At 44.4% G+C, this 20,027-nt stretch carries 19 protein-coding genes and 1 pseudogene; 17 read left to right on the forward strand and 3 right to left on the reverse strand.

All coding sequences use genetic code 11. The annotated features are described in order from the left end of the window. The first annotated feature begins 212 nt into the window (after positions 1 to 212). From ACLTOH_RS12635 to ACLTOH_RS12680, 10 genes and pseudogenes are all read left to right on the forward strand, one after another. The gene (locus ACLTOH_RS12635; RefSeq protein ID WP_069432380.1) at positions 213 to 1,517 is read left to right on the forward strand and encodes an IS30 family transposase; all 1,305 of its coding nucleotides are present in this window, start codon (positions 213 to 215) and stop codon (positions 1,515 to 1,517) included. Positions 1,518 to 1,770: 253 nt separating this feature from the next. Beyond that, positions 1,771 to 2,346: pseudogene (locus ACLTOH_RS12640) on the forward strand (hypothetical protein); the annotation flags it as partial. A 21-nt stretch (positions 2,347 to 2,367) separates the two neighbouring features. After that, on the forward strand, positions 2,368 to 3,123 hold the full coding sequence (locus ACLTOH_RS12645) for a hypothetical protein (protein WP_227061396.1): 756 nt from the start codon (positions 2,368 to 2,370) through the stop codon (positions 3,121 to 3,123). A gap of 95 nt (positions 3,124 to 3,218) precedes the next feature. Beyond that, on the forward strand, positions 3,219 to 3,986 hold the full coding sequence (locus ACLTOH_RS12650; RefSeq protein WP_412224208.1) for a hypothetical protein: 768 nt from the start codon (positions 3,219 to 3,221) through the stop codon (positions 3,984 to 3,986). Positions 3,987 to 4,061: 75 nt separating this feature from the next. After that, on the forward strand, positions 4,062 to 5,093 hold the full coding sequence (locus ACLTOH_RS12655) for a DUF4885 family protein (RefSeq protein WP_412224209.1): 1,032 nt from the start codon (positions 4,062 to 4,064) through the stop codon (positions 5,091 to 5,093). Positions 5,094 to 5,175: 82 nt separating this feature from the next. Then, entirely contained in the window at positions 5,176 to 5,796 is a 621-nt protein-coding gene (locus ACLTOH_RS12660; protein ID WP_412224210.1) for a DUF6033 family protein, read from the forward strand. Positions 5,797 to 5,906: 110 nt separating this feature from the next. After that, complete coding sequence (locus tag ACLTOH_RS12665; RefSeq protein ID WP_412224211.1) at positions 5,907 to 6,575, forward strand: DUF3879 family protein; 669 nt, start codon at positions 5,907 to 5,909, stop codon at positions 6,573 to 6,575. 152 nt (positions 6,576 to 6,727) lie between these two features. Beyond that, a complete protein-coding gene (locus ACLTOH_RS12670; protein WP_337631184.1) occupies positions 6,728 to 8,269 on the forward strand; it encodes a hypothetical protein in 1,542 nt (513 codons plus the stop codon). A gap of 130 nt (positions 8,270 to 8,399) precedes the next feature. Further along, entirely contained in the window at positions 8,400 to 9,725 is a 1,326-nt protein-coding gene (locus ACLTOH_RS12675; protein WP_262594756.1) for a sensor domain-containing diguanylate cyclase, read from the forward strand. A gap of 85 nt (positions 9,726 to 9,810) precedes the next feature. Then, complete coding sequence (locus tag ACLTOH_RS12680) at positions 9,811 to 11,163, forward strand: replication-associated recombination protein A (protein WP_022312764.1); 1,353 nt, start codon at positions 9,811 to 9,813, stop codon at positions 11,161 to 11,163. 22 nt (positions 11,164 to 11,185) lie between these two features. Here the strand turns inward: ACLTOH_RS12680 and ACLTOH_RS12685 are convergent, their stop codons facing one another. Genes ACLTOH_RS12685 through ACLTOH_RS12695 form a run of 3 tightly spaced genes read right to left on the reverse strand, consistent with a single transcriptional unit; the run spans position 11,186 to position 13,845 of the window. Next, the gene (locus ACLTOH_RS12685; RefSeq protein WP_022312765.1) at positions 11,186 to 11,701 is read right to left on the reverse strand and encodes a DUF4364 family protein; all 516 of its coding nucleotides are present in this window, start codon (positions 11,699 to 11,701) and stop codon (positions 11,186 to 11,188) included. 18 nt (positions 11,702 to 11,719) lie between these two features. Beyond that, positions 11,720 to 12,694, reverse strand: a complete 975-nt coding sequence (locus tag ACLTOH_RS12690; protein WP_181968607.1) for a TIGR01212 family radical SAM protein — start codon at positions 12,692 to 12,694, stop codon at positions 11,720 to 11,722. Next, positions 12,694 to 13,845 carry an NADP-dependent malic enzyme gene (locus ACLTOH_RS12695; RefSeq protein WP_117568617.1) on the reverse strand — a complete coding sequence of 384 codons (1,152 nt, stop codon included), beginning with the start codon at positions 13,843 to 13,845 and terminating at the stop codon, positions 12,694 to 12,696. Before ACLTOH_RS12695 ends, ACLTOH_RS12690 begins: the two co-directional genes overlap by 1 nt. A gap of 306 nt (positions 13,846 to 14,151) precedes the next feature. Here ACLTOH_RS12695 and rho point away from each other — a divergent pair, with 306 nt between their 5' ends. From rho to prfA, 7 genes are all read left to right on the forward strand, one after another. Next, positions 14,152 to 15,726: a transcription termination factor Rho gene (gene rho / locus ACLTOH_RS12700; RefSeq protein ID WP_118504273.1), complete on the forward strand. Its 1,575-nt coding sequence runs from the start codon at positions 14,152 to 14,154 to the stop codon at positions 15,724 to 15,726. A 102-nt stretch (positions 15,727 to 15,828) separates the two neighbouring features. Further along, on the forward strand, positions 15,829 to 16,092 hold the full coding sequence (locus tag ACLTOH_RS12705; RefSeq protein ID WP_022312769.1) for a type II toxin-antitoxin system prevent-host-death family antitoxin: 264 nt from the start codon (positions 15,829 to 15,831) through the stop codon (positions 16,090 to 16,092). After that, positions 16,085 to 16,387: a type II toxin-antitoxin system RelE/ParE family toxin gene (locus ACLTOH_RS12710; protein WP_117465025.1), complete on the forward strand. Its 303-nt coding sequence runs from the start codon at positions 16,085 to 16,087 to the stop codon at positions 16,385 to 16,387. The genes ACLTOH_RS12705 and ACLTOH_RS12710 overlap by 8 nt, the downstream gene beginning before the upstream one ends. Before the next feature lie 120 nt (positions 16,388 to 16,507). Continuing rightward, the gene (gene rpmE / locus ACLTOH_RS12715) at positions 16,508 to 16,708 is read left to right on the forward strand and encodes a 50S ribosomal protein L31 (protein WP_022153877.1); all 201 of its coding nucleotides are present in this window, start codon (positions 16,508 to 16,510) and stop codon (positions 16,706 to 16,708) included. A gap of 100 nt (positions 16,709 to 16,808) precedes the next feature. After that, positions 16,809 to 17,804: a DUF1385 domain-containing protein gene (locus tag ACLTOH_RS12720; protein ID WP_117465026.1), complete on the forward strand. Its 996-nt coding sequence runs from the start codon at positions 16,809 to 16,811 to the stop codon at positions 17,802 to 17,804. 1 nt (position 17,805) lies between these two features. Continuing rightward, a complete protein-coding gene (prmC, locus tag ACLTOH_RS12725; RefSeq protein ID WP_337631183.1) occupies positions 17,806 to 18,684 on the forward strand; it encodes a peptide chain release factor N(5)-glutamine methyltransferase in 879 nt (292 codons plus the stop codon). Between the two features lie 151 nt (positions 18,685 to 18,835). Beyond that, on the forward strand, positions 18,836 to 19,912 hold the full coding sequence (prfA, locus tag ACLTOH_RS12730) for a peptide chain release factor 1 (RefSeq protein ID WP_117465028.1): 1,077 nt from the start codon (positions 18,836 to 18,838) through the stop codon (positions 19,910 to 19,912). Positions 19,913 to 20,027: the final 115 nt, after the last annotated feature.

Below are 20,027 nucleotides of genomic sequence, written 5' to 3' on the forward strand. Positions count from 1 at the left end.
TCAGGAAGTGGTTCTAAGTATTATGTTACAGGTAGAATAAGGACAAAAAGCACCTCCTCAATAGTTTTTTGAAATTCCCGTGTGAGGGGGAAAGTTGATTACAAACAGAATAAATTACAGCAGTGAAAGTGACGATACAAATGCAGGAAGAGCAGAAATGTTCTTCCTGTTTTTTAACAGAACTTCAGCAGCTGGCGGGGAAAGGAGACAGTATGGCAAAGTTCTTAAATTATGAGGACCGGCTGGAGATAGAAAGCGGACTAAAGGAGCATATGACTTTCACAGAGCTTGGAGAGAAACTGGGAAGGGACAGGACTACCATCACAAAGGAGATCAGGAACTATTCCATCGAACAGGACACCGGTTATGGAAGTTACCCGCATAATACCTGCAAGTACAGAAAAGCATGTAAGAGGAAAAAAGTATGTGGGACAAATGACTGCAGGCATCCACTGGTAGCTGTCTGTAAACAGTGTGAACTCATATGCAACCGTTACTGCGAGCATTATGAAGAAGAAATATGTACCCATCGCTTTAAACCGCCATATGTATGCAACGGATGCAGTGAAGTAAAGAAGTGTACGCTGACAAAAACTGTTTACGATGCTCTGGGAGCCCAGAGGCGGGCAACGGATAAGATATCGGAATCCCGAAGCGGGATCCTTGCTACGGAAGGGGAAATCGCCAGACTCAATGAAATCCTGGTGCCGTTGGTAAAACAGGGGCAGTCTATCCATCAGATCTACCTGACACATAAGGATGAACTGATGTGCAGTGAAAAGACCCTCTACAACTACGTGGATGGATGCCTGTTTGATATCAGGAACATAGACCTGCCAAGAAAGGTAAAGTACCGTCCGAGATATAAAAAACCGGAGCTGAAAGTAGACCGTGGATGCCGTGTGGGAAGGAATTATCATGATTACGAAGTATATATGGAACAGCATCCGGACACAGCAGTGGTGCAGATGGATTCCGTGATCGGCAGCAAGGGAGGGAAAGTCCTGCTGACGATATATTTTGTAAATGTGTCACTGATGCTGGGGTTCCTGCGGGAAGCGAACACCTCAAAGTCAGTGATAGATATTTATGATGAACTGTACCACCGGCTGGGAGGGCAGGATTTTAGGAAGCTGTTTCCGGTCATCCTGACGGATAACGGAAGTGAGTTTTCCAATCCGAAGTGTATAGAGAACGGACCGGATGGAAAAGGATTTCAAAGGACGAGGATCTATTACTGCAATCCAAGTGCGCCGTACCAGAAAGCAGAGATCGAGGTGGGACATGAATTTATACGCAGGATCCTGCCGAAAGGAAGAAGCTTTGATGAACTGACGCAGGCAGACGTAGAGCTGATGATGAACCATATCAATTCCTACCGGAGAAAGAAACTGAACGGAAAAAGTCCGTATGAAGCGTTCAGCTTTTATTATGGAGAAGACCTGGCGGAGAGGCTTAGATGCCACGAGGTTGCAGCCAAAGACATCAACCTCACCGCAAGACTTCTCAAAAAGTAACCAGAAGACAGAATAAAGCACAGACCGCTGGCTGAAATAGGAACAGCAGAAGACGTGAATTATGGCTTGCAAAATTTGTAAGCCAAAACTGACGTCCGGTTTTTGTGCAAAAAAATACTCTGCCATAAGGTGATTATATCATAAAAGCAAGGAAAAAAACGGGAAAGTCATTACAAAAGTGGAAAGTCGGGTACAAAATTTGAAGGTCGCTTTCAAAATGTGAAACTCGTTTACAAAACGGGAAACTCGGGTGACTATTGAGCAGAGAAAGGAACAGCAGAGTAAAAATTCGTCATCTATGGATGATATGGTGGCTGGAACAAGTAACACTTCTAAAAAGAAAGACACCGGATTGTCACAGGCAAGTATGCAGGCGATGATCTCCGCAGATTCTTCCATGAAACAGGCAAAGGTGCAGGGAAGTATGGCAACACAGATACAGGGACGTGCCAGTGTGCTTGAATCTGAAATCAAACAGGATGCCGGAAAAGGAAATACTGAGAAGAAGGAAGAAGAACTGGCAGAGCTGCAGGCAAAGGCACAGTCTGCGACAGCAGCACAGATGTCTACACTTGCAGATGCAAATAAATCAGTAGAAGAAGCTGCAAAAGCGGAGAACAGCAATACAGAAGACACTGCAACAAAGAACAATACTGATAAATCCGAGAAAACACAGGAATCTGCGGGGGCTGCGGCAGAGGAGACAGACAGCGTAAAGAATACGGATATCAAAGGGGAAACACAGGTGACAGTAGAAACACCGACTCTGGAAAATGCACAGAATGCAACACAGCAGGCAGTGTATACACCGATTGATATTCGTTTATAGTTGGTAAAGGAGAATGGTATTATGTCAGAGATTAAGAGTTTTAGTGATTACACAAGTAAATATAACAGCAATGTAGATTATTCCGCATTATTTGGAGGAACTTCCGACAGTTCATCCGTAGGAAACACCAATATGCTTTCTGATTATGCTGCGATTAAAAACGGAAGCTATGGAAAACTTATGAAAGCATATTATGCAAAGCAGGATGCAGAAAAATTATCGGGGAAAGGCGATACTTCACAGAAGCTTACACTGATGAAAACAAGTGCGGATTCCCTGAAAAAATCAGCAGATGCACTAAACGATGCGTCACTCTGGGAAAAAAAGAAAATAAAAAAGAAGGATGAAAAGACCGGGGAAGAAACAGAGGTAGAGGATTATGACTGGGATGCAATTACCAAAAAAGTGAAATCTTTTATTGATGATTATAATGATGTTGTTAAGGAGGCAGGAGAATCCAATACAAAAGATGTCCTTAGAAATGCTTCATGGATGACAGGCATGACAGACAAAACCAGTCATTTACTTTCTAAAATAGGTATTACCATAGGAAAGGGGAATAAGCTGGAGCTGGATGAAGATGAATTGAAGAAAGCAGATATCAGTTCATTGAAAACGGTTTTTACAGGTTACAATTCCTTTGCAGGCAAAACAGCCCAGAAAGCAACTGGTATATCAAATGCTGCGAACCGCGCAAGTGCGACTTATACAAACAATGGTACATATTCTAAAAAGGATTCCTCTCTAACGTCAAGTAAGATAGATAAGGAAGTATAGGAATATTGTATGAGTGACTAATTTGAGCAAATGTATATCACTAATTAGTAAACATGAAAGTGAATAGGCGATTGCGAAATGTGAAAGGAGCGGATATGAAAATATTTCAAACACCTTCTTACGATAGGTTTTGTTTATTCGAAATGGAAAGAAAGAGTAAAGATTTCAGAGGTATGGATGACAATGTTGCTTATAAAAATAAGCAGATAGACAATGTAGAAATATCGAATGAAGGAAGGCGGGCATTGCGGGAAAAATTAAGAGAAGTAAAGCCAAAAGTTGAGGAACCGATAGGATATGAATTAACAATACAAGATACAAATGAGGTTGAATGGGAACATTATACTTCAATGAGAGAATATAGTGGACTGACGTTAAAAGACGGAAAATACAATCTAGAAGATGTGATGAAGTCTATGATGGATGCTTATGAAACACGTTACAATTATATTGTGAAAGAACATGAGAATGGAGAACGTCAGGTTTCTTATGACCTCACAGGAGAAAATTCATTAACACTTGATGAAGATTTGGCAGGTTTAGACAGGGCATATAATAAGCGATTAGCAAATCTGGCGGGATATATTGTATGTCAGCAGACAAATGACGGTTCTAAATTCTTTCAAACAACTAATGTGAAGAAGAATACAGCAGAACAAAAAGAATATATAGATACTGCGGTATCCATGATGGAGAAAGCACAAAAAAGATTTTTAGAAATGCGTGAAGAACCGAAATACACAGCAGGAATTGCAAAGAGTGTAATTTGGGATATTATGAGTAGCGATAAGAACTTTATGGAAACGACTCAGAGGTTATTTGCTAAAACAATATATCACAATGCTAAAAAAAATATTTTCTAGAGACATGAAAGGTTGTTTAATGTTGTAAGAGAATGTTGGCAGTTGTTATGAGACTTATATAAGGTAGGGGATAGTATGGTTACGGTAAATAATTATTACAACAATATACCAGTAGGCAGGGATTTAAATAATCTGCCAAACACTTCCAGTGCAGGTACAACTGTAGGTTATCAATATGATGGACTTACCGAGGAAGATCGTTTCGTACAAAAAGTTTTGCAGGAGCATTATGATAAAGTGTACAAAGAAAATTTGTCTCATTCTGATCCAATGGCATATATCGAATCAAAATATTGTGATGTGACCTCACCTAATTTTTGCTCATATATGACAGAAGATCAGCGTTCCATAGCTTACCGCAATGAGAAAAGAATGTTACAAACAGGAGGAAAATATTCGGCTGGATTTGCCCGGTATGATTATGCATTAAGAAATTACAAGGATGTATATACAGGTGGTTCAAGAAGTGTTGGTTATGTACGCAATACTGACAGGGAAAAACAGTATGCCAGAAGTGTTGTAAATCAGCAAATTTCAAATCTGTTTTCAAAGAATGGAATATCAATATCAAAACAAGCAGATTTGACATTTTCTATTGATCCATATACATATCAATTAACTGTGTCAGGAAATGCAGATAGAGACACATTATCGCAGATAGAAAAATTGCTGAATGAAGGAGATAATGCAAAAAATATTTGGACGCATGCGTGGATTTGTATGCATGATGCAGACAATGAAATTGTTAATTCGCAGGCAAATATGACAAAGGCAAACCAATATTCTTTATGGCATGAAGTGTATGAGACAACAGGGTATGATGCACGCAATGCGACATATAGAAATGGTACTTTTATTGCAGAGGATGGCACAGATTTACTTGCCTTGTTTAAGGAAAAGGCTAAAAATGGCGCAGGGTATGAACTTTATTCTAATAGATGGTTGGAATATGCTAAGAATGGCTGGAAAAAAGAAAATGATTTAGTATTGAAAATAGGATTTGACAGCAGTGGATTGTATGATATAGGGCAGGAAAGAGGGTATGGAGCAACGCAGAATATGTGGATGAAAGGTATTAGTCAAAGTATATTTGAAGCTAGCGTGTGATCAATATTATATTGATTCTGAGAGAAATCCAACAGGTGGCATAGTTGGAAGGACTCCGAATAATGAAAGGAGATATGTTAATATGGCAGTTACAGGAATAGGAACATATGCGTCATATACGAATAGTTATGGCAATACACAAAATGCTGGAAACAAAACGGGCAGGACATATAAGAATGCCCATGAATATAAGAACTATTTAACACAAAAATACGATTGTTTACGAAGCAGGGATTATTCCGTAAATATAAACAGTTCTCTTTTGTCAGAGGCTATGGGAGATGAAAAGACAAAACAATGGTTGGAGTATAATCTATCTTTAATACCGGAAAGTATCGAAAAATTGAAAGCTGCTCAAAGTGCTCGTGGCTGTAAGGTACTGAGTGTAACGGATACAATAAATGGATATGATAGCATAACAGAAGAAGTACTGGTAACAGATGAGGTTGATCCGGGAACAGAAAAAGCAAGGAAAGAACTTGAAGAAAGACTCGAGAAAAGGAAAGCAGAAAAGAAAGAGACAGAGGAAAGACTGGAAAAACAGCGTGCCGAAAAACAGGAGCAGGAAGAACGGCAATATAATCTGAAAATTGATGGAAAAGATGTAGATGACCTGACAGGAAAAATGGTGGAATTGCTAGGTACTTCAACTTCTATAGGAGTGACAGAAAATGGAGTTTCGGCATTTGATGCTTTGGCATAGGAACTTTGATATGAAACCGTAAGGTGTGCAATTAAAATAATGACTTATGCTAGAACATAAAATAGACAAAAATAAATTTGCAATGTGGAAACAGACAGGGAGGCTGTTTTATGTCAAGGATAACGGATTATGCTTTTTTATTTCAGAAATCATTTGGAACATCAGGAGTAAATGCAATAGGTAGTTTTCAGTTGTCACAGCTTAATAGCAGTTCTGTTCAATCACAGCTAAAAGCTGCTGGAATTAATACGAACAGTAAACAGTATAAAGCAGCTATTAAGAAGATGATGTCTGCCGGAAATGGTGCGATGTATGGCAATATTCAGGGAATAAAAAATCTGATGAGTCATTATGATAAGGATGGAGATTATATTAATCCTGTAAATGGATTGGCAGGACTTTTGGTGACAGATGACAACGAGAATTCGAGAAGAAGGATCATATCAATTCCGGATAGCAGCAAAGAAGAAATGTATGAACTGACAAAAAAAGAATTTCTGCGTGAAAATGGTGTATGCAATGGTGATACAACAAAACGAACAGATGTGTATAACAATTTGTATCGCAAAATGTCCAAAAAGTACAGGCTGGCTGCCGGGTACACCCTTGAAAAATATGAGAGAATTTACAGACAGGCTTTTTATGATGCCGCAAAAAAGGCTGATCCTAACTGGGAAATTGGTAAGCCAATCAAAGCTGGAGCACTTGATGATGTTACAAGAGAGACTGCAGAGACAGGAAAATCCCCTGCACAGGCAACACTTGATACTAAAATCTAAAGCGTATAAACTATTCTTTTTGAGAAACAAAGGTAATCAGCTATATTGAATTAACAGATGGTATAAAAGTAATGGAAGGCTCTCTTATGAAAATAGAAGCAATTTCATAAAATCTTACTTACACACTTGACAATATCCCTCTGAGGAAACAGATGAAAAAGATATTACAGAGAATCGGACTGCTGGCAGCGGCGGTGCTGCTGCTGTGGGGTTGGCAGGGGATGAATGCTAAGGCGGACGATTATACGGGAAAATGGACAGTTGATAGAACCGGATTAAAAAACTGTCATATAATGCTAAGTACTATGATAGATAGTAAAATGTATGATTGTTTTTCTATATACCCGGGAGATGACAGTTATAATGGAAAAGAATATTGGTTTTTGACAGCACCGAAAGTTGTATATTCTACGGATGATGTTAATGAAATAGAAGCAAGTGCAACCTATGACAGCGTTCAACAATGTTATTATTATCGGCTTCCAAATCATGGAACAGGTAAAATAGTTATGACAGGTGAAGCAGTCAATCTGGAATTTCATTCTAGCTTGTCGGAACCGGCACAGTTGGTTTCAAATGATGAGAAATCTTATTTTTTGTATGATTTAAAAATAAATTCATATTATGATTTTTCTAAAGTAAATGTTTCATTTAATTTCTATGATGGAGCGGGTTACCGTGCAGATGACATTTTTGATGCAAAAATCATAAATTATAGTGAAGATAACAGAACTGCAACAGTGAAGATTAGCTATAAAACAGAAAACTGTACCAAAGTGGCGGGATATAAGGTGTATGCAAAAGCAGTATATGATGATCCACAAGGGGATGAACATAGGAAAACAGATATAATGTCGTTTAATGTTGGCACAGTTGATCGGACAATCTCCAGTCTGGACATGGTAGTCACCCCACCGGTAGCCGGACAGCCCTTACCTAAAAAATGGCAGATTAATACGGAAGGAATTACTGATGTTACGAAGAACAGTATTTTGTGGTTGAAAGAGGGAAATGAGAATGAGGCGGCAATCGGCAATGCTGAACCGAACACAACGTATTATGCAATTCTGACCTTGGTTGCAGAACGTGGCTATAAATTCAATCATGACAGCATCTGGATTGTCACAAATCCACAAGTGGAGTATACGTCAATTGACTTAGCTGAGGGACGGTATCTGACATTGAAATATACCTTTACAACGGGAGAGATTACAAATACTACAGATAATACAGATACATCAGCTTCTGACAGTGGTACCGATGACAGCCAGGAAGATCCCTATAAGATCATCGAAGGCACCAGGAGCACCTGGAACGGCAGCACCACGGAAGGCCTGACCATCCGCGGCGATGGTGATTTTGCTAAATTCGCCGGTGTCCGTGTAGACGGCAACTGGATCCCCAGTGCCCACTACGAAGCAAAATCAGGTTCCACTATCGTGACCCTGAAGCCTTCCTACCTGGCATCCCTGTCAGAGGGTGAACATACTGTGGACACCATGTGGATCGATGATTCCGCCAGCACCACATTTACAGTAGCTGCAAACACCGCAGCTGCACAGCCGGAGCTGGACAGCGTGCCCAAGACCGGAGAAGGTGTGATGGGATGGATGCCCGAGGTACTGCTGTTTGCAGCTGCAGGTCTGGTGACATTCGGCGGACTTCTCTGCAGACGTAGTAAAATTCAACTTTAAAGGGAAAAACCACATAAAGATTGTGTAAAAAGTAGATATATTTTTAAATTGACGAGCACATGGCTGTTGGATATACTATAACTGTATCGCGTTTTAAACGACGTGATACGGAAAGCAGGATCCGACAGCCATGAGCAGTTTACAAAAGAAAGAAACATTATTAATCGTTGATGATTCAAAATTTCAAAGAGTAGTGATCAGACAGTCTCTCGGGGAGCATTTTAACTTCGCAGAGGCTGTTTCCGGTGAAGAATGTCTTACGATCATGGAGAAGGAAAGCGATGCCATTGATCTGGTGCTGCTGGATCTGGTCATGCCGGGGATCGACGGCTTTGAAGTACTGCGCCGCAGACAGAATATGGAGGGCTTCAAGGACACGCCGGTTATCGTTCTGACGAATACGGAATCGGTGTCTTCCCAGTCGGAAGCATTTGCACTGGGGGCGGATGAATTCATTATCAAACCGGTAGATACCCGGATAGCGCTTACCCGCATCAACAATACACTGGGGGTAAAACGCAGGTTACAGAATAGCAGAGATGAGCAGAAGGCCTGGAAGACAAAGTCGCAGATCGACGAGATGACCAGTCTGTTCAACAAGATGACAGTAGAGAAGCTGATCACGAAGACTCTGACAGAGCATGAGAATGGCCTGCATGCTCTTATGGTGATAGATATCGATAATTTCAAATCCGTAAATGATGTATACGGTCATACTATGGGAGACCATGTGATCAGCGTCATTGCAGGAGTCATTTCTTCACAGTTCCGCAGCACAGATTATGTGGGACGTATGGGTGGAGATGAGTTCGCAGTATTGATGGGAGACATTCCGTCCAAAGAGATCGCACTGATCAAGGCAGAGAATCTGGTCAACCTCGTAAAATATAAAGAGAGCTTATCCATACCGGAAAATATATCCATCAGTGTGGGAATAGCATTTTCCGATCCAGAGGATCATTGCTACTATGATCTTTCGGCAAAAGCAGATCAGGCATTGTATGTATCCAAGAAGTCGGGAAAAGGACGCTACAGTGTATATGGCGAAGAAAACCATGAGCAGAGCAGAAAACAGCTGGCTATAGTGTGGTCCGGGTCCCGAAATGTCACCAGTATGATAGAATTTGCGTTGCCGGATTCCGTACAGCTGAAACAGGTGGATTCCGTGGAAATGATCAGAGAGTGTATGGAGGAAGCGGCGGAAGAGGGAATTCTGGCTCTTGTGGTGGATGTATCGGAAGAAGAGGATCAGGGACAGGCACGCTGGCAGGAACTTCGGAAAGTACAGACGGAACAGACATTTCCGACCATCGCAATCTGTAGGGAAGGCAATCTGAAACAGATGAAAAATGCCCTGGAGACCGAAGTAATCCAGGATCTTTTGCTGGCTCCGCTGGAAGCAAATGCATTGAAGCGGCGTGTGAAGATCTGGATGCAAAATTGCAAGCTGCGATAAACTTTGTTATAATTGACTGGAGCATATCTTAGAATGTGCTTCAGTCTTTTGGTATCTTTGCAATAGAAACAGAGGATGTAATATTATGGATTTGTTTGAATACATGAGAAGCACCAATATGGAAAAGGAAGCTCCACTGGCGGCCAGAATGCGTCCCAGAACCTTGGATGAGGTCGTGGGGCAGGAGCATATTATCGGCAAGGACAAGCTTCTGTATCGTGCCATCAAGGCGGACAAGATCAGCTCCATCATTTTCTATGGACCGCCCGGTACCGGCAAAACGACGCTGGCGAAAGTCATTGCCAATACTACCAGTGCTGAATTTCAACAGATTAATGCCACAGTGGCGGGCAAAAAGGATATGGAAGAAGTGGTGGCAAAGGCGAAGGAACTGCAGGGAATGTACAGGAAGCGTACAATTCTGTTCATTGACGAGATCCACCGTTTTAATAAAGGACAACAGGATTATCTGCTCCCGTATGTGGAGGACGGTACGATCATTCTCATAGGAGCTACTACAGAGAATCCCTATTTTGAAGTCAACGGCGCTCTGATCTCCCGCTCGGTGATCTTTGAATTGAAGCCGATTCCGAGGGAAGCCATCAAAGAGCTTTTGAAAAAAGCAGTCTACGATACAGACCGGGGAATGGGAGCCTACAACGGCACCATAGACGAGGATGCACTGGATTTTCTGGCAGATATCTCCGGCGGCGATGCCAGACATGCACTGAATGCTATTGAACTGGGCATCATGACCACAGAACCGGGACCGGATGGCAAGATCCATATTACGCTCGACGTGGCACAGCAGTGTATCCAGAAGAGAGCGGCGAGATACGATAAAAACGGTGACAACCACTACGATACGATTTCTGCATTTATCAAGAGTATGCGGGGGTCAGATCCGGATGCGGCAGTATATTATCTGGCAAGGATGTTAAATGCTGGCGAAAGCGTTACTTTTATTGCAAGACGTATTATGATCTGTGCATCGGAGGATGTGGGCAATGCGGATCCCCAGGCACTGGTGATGGCAGTGAATGCTTCTCTGGCGGTGGAGCGGGTAGGCATGCCTGAGGCGCAGATCATTCTGGCGCAGGCAGTGACTTATATTGCTACAGCACCCAAGAGCAATCGTAGCTGCGAAGCGGTATTTCAGGCGATGCAGGAAGTACAGGCCACAGGAGATCTGCCGATCCCCGCACACTTGCAGGATGCACATTATAAAGGAGCAGCAAAATTGGGACACGGAACAGGATATAAATATGCACATGATTACCCGAATGACTATGTGGAACAGCAGTATCTGCCCTATGAATTAAGTGGCAGGGAGTTCTATCAGCCCTCGGGTAACGGTTATGAGGTGAAGATCAGAGAGCATATGGCGAGAATCAAAAAAGAAGCCGCAGAGGCTTCTTCTAAAAACAAAGAATCATAAAATCAGGTACCTGATTGCGGGATTAGAACAACTCCGTAATCAGGTATTTGTATATTTCCTGATTTTTTTTCTGCCAGTTGTCGCAGATAGCAGCCGCAGTTTCTTCCACGGGAACGGATAAGGTGATGTCCACCAGATTGATACCGCGGTCTTTTGCTACCAGATGAGCCTCGTATTCACCGGAGGTGGATTTATAATAATCCCCCAGCACAGAGACTTCGTTGCGCAGGGTGAACTCGTTTTCCTGAAAATAGCTGTCAATTTCCTGCTTGATGGTATCACCGATGCGGTTCTCGAAGAAATTCAGAGTTTCCTTGCCCTCGGCAGTGATGGACAGGTGGGTCCGGTTGCGGATCGACTGGGTGGCGATCATTCCGGCATCCGTCAGTTCATTGATGACCTGCTGCAGGGTCAGGAAGTTCGTGTATTCCTTTCCAAGGATAAAATCGCTGACCTGTGCGGCCGTGAGAGGGAAAGTCACACGGTTCAGCATGTAGAGAACGATAAGTTTATATAAAGTAAGCGGATCTTGTAACATAATGGGATAACAGCCTTTCTAATGTTTATCTTTATTTATTGCTTCATAAAGGTCACCCTGACGGATGCCCTGCTCTTTCATACGGTGGTGCAGTGAGTTCAGTACCTTTCGTTTGTCCAGACTCCATTTCGGAGCAATCAGCAGATCTTTTGGCCCATCACCGGTGACCCGGTGGATCACGATGTCCGGAGACAGGTGGGCGAGGCAGGAGACCAACAGATCCAGATAATGTTCCGGAGTCAGTGCCTCAAATATTCCCTTTTCATAATCCTTTGCCAGATCGGTATTTTTTAAAATATGCAGTAACTGGAGCTTGATGCCAAAGGGAGCAATATGGTTTAAGTATTTCATGGTTTCCAGTACCTGTCGGTCGGTCTCTCCGGGGAGTCCCAGAATCGTATGGACGATAAAAGGGATTTTGAGTGTCTTCAGCTTGGTACAGGCTTTCTCAAAGCAGGACAGGGGATAGCCTCTGCGGATATAGTGGGCAGTCTCTTCGTGGATTGTCTGTAATCCCAGTTCGATCCAGAGGAATTTGTCCGGATATTCGCCTTTTAATTTTGCAAGCAGAGCCAGTACTTCCGGCCCCAGACAATCCGGCCTGGTGGCAATGGAGATGCCGCAGACTTTGGGATGGCTCAGGGCAGAACGATACACCTCTTCCAGATAGGGGAGAGGTGCATAAGTGTTGGTGTATGCCTGAAAATAGGCGATCAGGTCATGACCGGTCACTTTATCACCGAATTTTGCCATGCCTTCCGCAATCTGTTCCTCCATAGTCTTCCCGGCAATGTCCACAGCAAAGTCACCGCTGCCGCCGGAGCTACAGAAGATACAGCCCCGAGTGTCCAGAGTTCCGTCCCGATTGGGACAGGACATCCGGGCATTCAGGGCTATTTTATAGCATTTATGGTGAAACATATTTTTGCAATAGGAATCCAGAGAGTAGTAGGGCTTGCCGTGCCAGTCTCTCACAATGCTGTCCGAACACATTAGCGGATGTGGCTCTTTACAGCGTTTGCTACAACTTCGGCTACCTGGGGATCAAATGCTTCCGGCATGATATTGTCATCGGAGAGCTTGTCTGCGGGTACCAGACCGGCAATGGCTTCGGCAGCGGCCAGTTTCATCTCTTCGGTGATCTGGGTAGCACGACCTTCCAGAGCACCCTTGAAGATACCGGGGAAAGCGACCACATTGTTCACCTGATTGGGAAAATCACTGCGTCCGGTTCCTACGACACGGGCACCGGCAGCCTTGGCTACATCCGGCATGATCTCGGGAATGGGATTCGCCATGGCAAACAGGATGGAATCGCGGTTCATGGAAGCTACCATCTTGGGAGTGACAATGTTCGGAGCGGAAACACCGATGAAGATATCGGCACCTTTCAGAGCATCGGCCAGAGAGCCGGTCTCGTTGTTTAAGTTAGTCACTTCGGTCATCTTTTTCTGCATCCAGTTCAGGCCTTCGGTATCTCTGGAGACAATACCTACCTTGTCACACATGATGATATTGGGGAAACCGTAGGTCAGAAGCAGTTTGGTGATAGCCACCCCGGCGCTTCCGGCACCGTTTACCACTACGCGGCAGTCTTCCTTTTTCTTACCGACTACCTTCAGGGCGTTGATGACACCGGCCAGAACGACGATGGCAGTACCGTGCTGGTCATCATGGAATACGGGGATGTCCAGAATCTCCTTCAGACGTTCCTCAATTTCGAAACAACGGGGAGCACTGATGTCTTCCAGATTGATTCCGCCGAAGCCGGGAGCCAGATAGGTCACAGCCTTGATGATCTCTTCGGTATCCTGGGTGTCCAGACAGATGGGGACAGCATTTACATTACCGAATTCTTTGAAGAGGACTGCCTTGCCTTCCATAACGGGCATGGCTGCGTAGGGACCGATGTTGCCAAGACCAAGAACCGCGCTTCCGTCGGAGACAACGGCTACGGTGTTGGCCTTCATGGTGTATTTGTAAGCAGCTTCCTTGTCCTGGGCGATTACTTTGCAGGGCTCCGCAACACCGGGAGTATAAGCAATAGCCAGATCCTCACGGGTCTTGACGGGAGTCTTGGACACGGTCTCCAGTTTACCGTTCCATTTTTCATGCATCAGTAACGCTTTTTCATTGGTTGTCATGACAATACCTCTCTTATTTTTTGTTTGGTCATTACTTCATATAATCATGGATGATTTGCCGGATACGAAATCCGGACGCTATTCATAATGATATAATAGAATCGATATCTTCGCAAGGATTTAGCACCACTTTTACAAAAAATAAAATTTTTATTTTGGGACTTCCTATTTGGAAAGAAATGTATTATAATGGCTTCAGATGCAGTTTTAATATCTTTTTATTCAACTGACATGTCGAATGTAAATCGGATGTAATTCCCCTTAGTTAACAGTTTTATAGTAAATCTTATTTCCATAGGAGGGTATATGAGAGAAAAATATGAATCACTTGCATTAGTTCAGTTAAAGGAGCTGGCAAAAGTACGTGGCCTGAAGGGAACTTCCACAATGAAAAAGGCAGATCTGGTAGAAGCTATGCTTGCAGAAGATGAGCGCCTGAAAAAAGAGGAAGAAGCTAAGGCAGCGGAAGAGAAACAGGAGGCTGCTAAGAGCGAAGAGGCAGAGAAGCCGGAGAGAACAGAACGCCCTGTCAGACAGGAGAGGAATTACAGACAGGACAGATATGATAGACAGGATAGAAATGACAGAAACTATCGGACAGACCGTACCGAGCGTACGGATCGTGCAGAACGCACTGACCGTTCCGAAACCGGTACAGAGATGGTCGGCGTAAGAAGTGAAGCTTACACCAGAGAGCGTACCTTCAATCCGAATAACGTGGCATACGATGAGAGCCAGTATCCCAAGGAACTGGACAGCGGTATCGAAGCCAGCGGTATCTTAGAGGTTATGCCGGATGGTTACGGATTTATCCGTTGCGAGAATTATATGCCCGGTGAGAACGATGTGTATGTGGCTCCCAGCCAGATCCGCCGTTTCGGACTGAAGACCGGTGATATCCTGAAGGGCAACAAGAGAATCAAGACCCAGCAGGAGAAGTTCAGTGCACTGCTGTTCGTCAAGAGCATCAACGGTTATACAGTGGAAGAGTCAGCCAAGAGAATGGCATTCGAGGATATGACGCCGATCTTCCCGGATGAGCGAATCAAGATGGAGACTCCCGGCTGCAGCGTGGCTATGAGAGTCATGGATCTGGTAAGCCCTGTCGGTAAGGGACAGCGTGGTATGATCGTATCCCCGCCCAAGGCTGGTAAGACCACACTGTTGAAGGAAGTGGCAAAGTCTATTTTGAACGGTAACCCCAAGATGCACATGCTGATCCTGCTGATCGATGAGCGTCCCGAGGAAGTTACCGATATTAAGGAAGCAATCCACGGAGACAATGTGGAAGTGATCTATTCCACCTTCGATGAGCTTCCCGAGCACCACAAGAGAGTATCAGAGATGGTGATCGAGCGTGCAAAGCGTCTCGTAGAACATAAGAAGGATGTCGTGATCCTGCTTGACAGTATCACCCGTCTGACCAGAGCGTACAACCTGGTGGTTCCCCCCAGCGGACGTACTCTGTCCGGTGGTCTCGATCCCGCCGCACTCCACATGCCCAAGAGATTCTTCGGTGCAGCCCGTAATATGCGTGAGGGAGGAAGCCTGACCATTCTGGCCACCGCACTGGTAGAGACCGGAAGCAAGATGGATGATGTGGTATACGAGGAATTCAAGGGAACCGGTAATATGGAAATGGTTCTGGACAGAAAGCTGTCCGAGAAACGTATTTTCCCGGCTATCGATCTGGCAAAATCCGGCACCAGAAGAGAGGATCTGTTGCTGACACCGGAAGAACTGGAAGCCATCAATATCATGCGTAAGGCCCTGAATGGCTTAAAGCCCGACGAAGCTACCGACCGCATCCTTGATATGTTCTCCCATACCCGCAATAATGTGGAATTTGTGAATATGGTGAAGAAGAACCGGTTTATCTAGGCAAGAGATAGAAAATGACAAAAATTGGAAATGATGGCAGAATATATACCTTTACGATGTGTCATAATTGTGCTACAATTATGACATAAAGGAGGTGCTATTATGCCATTGATCATGCCAATCAGAGATTTGAGAAAAACAAGTGAAATATCCGAATTAGCACATACAAAGCAGGAACCGATTTTTATTACTAAGAATGGCTACAGCGATCTGGTAGTGATGAGCGCAGAACTTTATGAGCGTTTTGCACGAATTCATAAAATCGACCAGGCCATCTGTGAGGCGGAAGAGGAAGTTGCTGCGGGTGCGGATACGATGGATATGGATGTCGCAATGGAAAGGCTAGACAAAAAATATTATGGTTAAATACCATATAAAGTTGTATCCGAGAGCATATCGTGATATGGAAGAAATCTACAGGTATATCGCCATAGAAAAACAGGTTCCGGAAAATGCAAAAGCACAAACAGACAGAATTTGGAGAGCGATAAAAAAACTGGAGACTTTTCCCGGTTCACATCAGGATAGATTAGAGGGTAAGTATGCCGGAAAGGGGTATAAACAGCTTCTGGTCGATAATTATATGGCAATTTATAAGATTAATGAGACTGAAAAAACAGTTTATGTCATTACAGTGCAATATCAGGGGAGAAATATGTAAAAATAGGTCTTGCGTCGTGTAAACTCTTATGGTACAATAATACCGCTGTTTGTGGTTCCATAAGCAGTGAGGATGAGAACAAGAACTTATACACGACATTTTTATAGAGAGGTGAAAGAAATGAAAGAAGGAATCCATCCCGCTTACTACCAGGCAACTGTAACCTGCAACTGTGGTAACACATTTGTAACCGGCTCCACCAAGCCCGAGCTTCACGTAGAAGTTTGCTCCAAGTGTCATTCATTCTACACTGGCCAGCAGAAGTCTGCAAGAACCGATGGCCGTATTGATAAGTTCAATAAGAAATACGGTGTTAAATAAGATTGCAAGCGAAAGGTTGAGGTATTCTTATCTCAACCTTTTCTTGTCGTATAGGAAACTATGTTCCTATTTAATACTGCATTTATAAGGATGAGGTTTTATGGCTAGAAGAAAGAGTCGTTATTCCGGTATCGGCGGACAGGCCGTGCTGGAAGGCGTTATGATGAAAAATAAAGAGAAGTATGCGGTAGCGGTCCGCAAGCCGGACGGCGAGATTGAAGTGGAAGTGGAGACCTATCAGGGTCTGGCTCACGGAAGTAAGTTCAAGGAGCTTCCCTTTATCCGTGGTATCTTTAATTTTCTGGATTCCCTGATCCTGGGAACCAGAGCATTGAATTATTCCGCTTCCTTCTATGAAGAAGAGGAAGGCAAAGAAACGAAATTCGATAAGGCAATGGACAAGATGAGCGGTGGCAACGGAGAAAAGCTGCTGTCCGGTATTGTGACGGTGATCTCCATTATGTTGGCAGTAGGCATCTTTATCGTATTGCCGTATTTCATTTCCTCTCTGTTTGAGAGCTTTATCCGCAACCGCTCCCTGATGGCGATTATTGAGGGGGTGATCCGTATTGCTCTGTTTTTGCTGTATGTATGGGGCATCAGCGCCATGAAGGATATCCGCAGGCTGTACCAGTATCATGGGGCGGAGCACAAATGCATCAACTGTATCGAGAAGGGCAGACCCCTTACGGTGCACAATGTGATGCGCAGCTCCAGACTGCACAAACGTTGCGGCACCAGCTTCATTTTCTTTGTTATGCTGGTAAGTATTGTGCTGTTCTTCTTTATCCAGGTGGATAATGTGGCGGAGAAAGTGATCCTTCGTATTCTGTTGATGCCGGTTGTGGCCGGAATTTCCTACGAGATCATCCGTCTGGCCGGACGCACGGATAATGTGTTTATTAAGATCCTGTCTGCTCCCGGTATGTGGATCCAGCGTATGACCACCAGGGAGCCCGATGAGAGCATGGCAGAGGTAGCCATCGCTTCCGTAGAAGCTGTGTTCGACTGGAAGAAATATTTACAGGATACCTTCGGTTACGAAGTGGATGAGAGCTGGATGAAGGACGATGCATCCGCAGAACCAGAGGATTAAGATGACCTATCGGGAATGCTATGAAAAGGGCTGTCTGGCTTTGCAGACAGCGGGAATCGAAGAAGCCACACTGGATGCGAGACTTCTGCTGGAAGCGGTATGCGGTACGAATCGTAATGATCTGCTGGTGCACGGGGAACAGTTGGTGACACCGGAAGCGGAAGAGAAATATTTTGGCTGGATCGGACAGCGGGCGGAGCACATTCCGCTGCAACAGCTGACCGGGGAGCAGGACTTTATGGGACTGACCTTTGCCGTCAATGAGCACGTACTGATCCCGAGACAGGATACGGAGATTCTGGTGGAGGAAGTATTGAAGGAACTCCATGACGGAATGCGGGTGCTTGACATGTGTACGGGATCCGGATGTATTCTGTTAAGCCTTCTGCATTACAGCAATGCCTGTGAAGGACTGGGTGTGGATTTGTCTGCAGATGCGCTGGAAGTGGCAGAGCAAAATGCGGAGACGCTTTTGGATGCGGCGAACGCAGATCGGGTTCATTTTTTACAGAGTGACCTGTTTGACAAGGTGGAGGGAAAATTCGAGATCATCGTGTCGAATCCGCCTTATATCGCCAGTGCGGAAGTGGAGAAGCTGATGCCGGAGGTACGGGATCATGAACCCAGGATGGCACTGGACGGTACGGAGGATGGTTTACATTTTTACCGCCGTATCATCGAAGAAGCAGGAAAACATCTGGTGAGCAGTGGAATGCTCTTTTTTGAGATCGGATATGACCAGGGACAGGCTGTATCGGAACTGATGCGCACCGAAGGGTACCACGAGGTACAAGTGGTGCAGGATTATGCCGGTCTGGACCGGGTAGTTTTTGGAACGTATGTAACAGTTCAGCCCGCACCATTCGCAAAGTCGCGCTGACACGCTTTCCGTCACTTCGTGACTACCTTTGCTCATAAACCTGGCGCTTAGTTCATGAACATATTCGTTCACAAAATCATGCAAGCATGATTTTTGCTCTCCAATATGTTCATGGCTGAACTGTTACAACTTATATTGAGAGGAATTAGTTATGTTTGACAAGTTAGAAGATTTATTGATTCGTTTTGAAGAGATCATGGGCGAACTGCATGAACCCACGGTCACGAATAACCAGGAACGTTTCCGCAAGCTGATGAAGGAGCAGAGTGATCTGACACCTATCGTGGATGCGTATACAGAGTACAAAAAGTGCAAGCAGGATATTGAAGATTCTCTTTCCATGCTGGAAGAGGAAAAAGACGAAGAAATGCGCGAGATGATCAAGGAGACGTTAAACGACAGCAAGAAGCGCGTGGAAGAGCTGGAGCAGGAACTGAAGATCCTGTTACTGCCCAAGGATCCTAATGATGACAAGAATGTAATCGTGGAGATCCGTGCCGGTGCCGGCGGCGATGAGGCTGCACTGTTTGCAGCGGAGATCTATCGTATGTATGTGCATTATGCCGAGAAGCAGCGTTGGAAGGTAGAGCTGATCAACGTGGATGAGATTGGTATCGGCGGTATGAAGGAAGTACAGTTTACTATCAGCGGACAGGGTGCTTACTCCAAGATGAAGTATGAGAGTGGCGTACATCGCGTACAGCGTGTGCCGGAGACCGAGAGCGGCGGACGTATCCATACCTCCACCATCAGTGTGGCGGTTATGCCGGAAGTGGATGATGACATTGATATCGTCATCGAGGACAAGGATATCCGTATTGATGTCATGAGAGCATCCGGTAACGGTGGTCAGTGTGTCAACACCACCGACTCCGCAGTACGTCTGACCCACTATCCTTCCGGAATCGTGGTATACAGTCAGACTGAGAAGTCTCAGATCCAGAACAAGGCTAAGGCATTCGCACTGTTAAAGTCCAAGCTGTATGACATCGAGCAGCAGCAGAGACACGATGCGGAAGCAGAGATGCGCCGCAGCCAGATCGGTACCGGAGACCGCTCTGAGAAGATCCGTACCTACAACTTCCCCCAGGGTCGTGTCACCGACCATCGTATTGGTCTGACCCTGTACAAGTTAGACAAGATCATGAACGGAGATATCGAAGAGATTATCGACGCCTGCATCGCAGCCGACCAGGCAGCCAAGCTGGCTAAGATGAATGAAGAATAATATTGTAAAAGAAACGGTCTTTGGCATAAGTCAAAAGACCGTTTTTATATATACTTTTAATGAATAAAAGTAATTTGAAAAGGAACATAGTTATGGCATAATTATACTATAATGG

The sequence above is a fragment of the Waltera sp. genome (genome assembly GCF_046969025.1).
Lineage (GTDB): Bacteria > Bacillota > Clostridia > Lachnospirales > Lachnospiraceae > Acetatifactor > Acetatifactor acetigignens.

Coding starts and splice junctions, on each gene's coding strand:
- ACLTOH_RS12655 (WP_412224209.1), top strand. CDS start 4,062: ATGGTTACGGTAAATAATTATTACAACAATATACCAGTAGGCAGGGAT.
- ACLTOH_RS12710 (WP_117465025.1), top strand. CDS start 16,085: ATGGTTAAATACCATATAAAGTTGTATCCGAGAGCATATCGTGATATG.
- ACLTOH_RS12695 (WP_117568617.1), bottom strand. CDS start 13,845: ATGACAACCAATGAAAAAGCGTTACTGATGCATGAAAAATGGAACGGT.
- ACLTOH_RS12685 (WP_022312765.1), bottom strand. CDS start 11,701: ATGTTACAAGATCCGCTTACTTTATATAAACTTATCGTTCTCTACATG.
- ACLTOH_RS12705 (WP_022312769.1), top strand. CDS start 15,829: ATGCCATTGATCATGCCAATCAGAGATTTGAGAAAAACAAGTGAAATA.
- rpmE (WP_022153877.1), top strand. CDS start 16,508: ATGAAAGAAGGAATCCATCCCGCTTACTACCAGGCAACTGTAACCTGC.
- prmC (WP_337631183.1), top strand. CDS start 17,806: ATGACCTATCGGGAATGCTATGAAAAGGGCTGTCTGGCTTTGCAGACA.
- ACLTOH_RS12720 (WP_117465026.1), top strand. CDS start 16,809: ATGGCTAGAAGAAAGAGTCGTTATTCCGGTATCGGCGGACAGGCCGTG.
- ACLTOH_RS12665 (WP_412224211.1), top strand. CDS start 5,907: ATGTCAAGGATAACGGATTATGCTTTTTTATTTCAGAAATCATTTGGA.
- ACLTOH_RS12645 (WP_227061396.1), top strand. CDS start 2,368: ATGTCAGAGATTAAGAGTTTTAGTGATTACACAAGTAAATATAACAGC.
- ACLTOH_RS12660 (WP_412224210.1), top strand. CDS start 5,176: ATGGCAGTTACAGGAATAGGAACATATGCGTCATATACGAATAGTTAT.
- ACLTOH_RS12675 (WP_262594756.1), top strand. CDS start 8,400: ATGAGCAGTTTACAAAAGAAAGAAACATTATTAATCGTTGATGATTCA.
- ACLTOH_RS12690 (WP_181968607.1), bottom strand. CDS start 12,694: ATGTGTTCGGACAGCATTGTGAGAGACTGGCACGGCAAGCCCTACTAC.
- ACLTOH_RS12680 (WP_022312764.1), top strand. CDS start 9,811: ATGGATTTGTTTGAATACATGAGAAGCACCAATATGGAAAAGGAAGCT.
- ACLTOH_RS12635 (WP_069432380.1), top strand. CDS start 213: ATGGCAAAGTTCTTAAATTATGAGGACCGGCTGGAGATAGAAAGCGGA.
- ACLTOH_RS12670 (WP_337631184.1), top strand. CDS start 6,728: ATGAAAAAGATATTACAGAGAATCGGACTGCTGGCAGCGGCGGTGCTG.
- ACLTOH_RS12650 (WP_412224208.1), top strand. CDS start 3,219: ATGAAAATATTTCAAACACCTTCTTACGATAGGTTTTGTTTATTCGAA.
- rho (WP_118504273.1), top strand. CDS start 14,152: ATGAGAGAAAAATATGAATCACTTGCATTAGTTCAGTTAAAGGAGCTG.
- prfA (WP_117465028.1), top strand. CDS start 18,836: ATGTTTGACAAGTTAGAAGATTTATTGATTCGTTTTGAAGAGATCATG.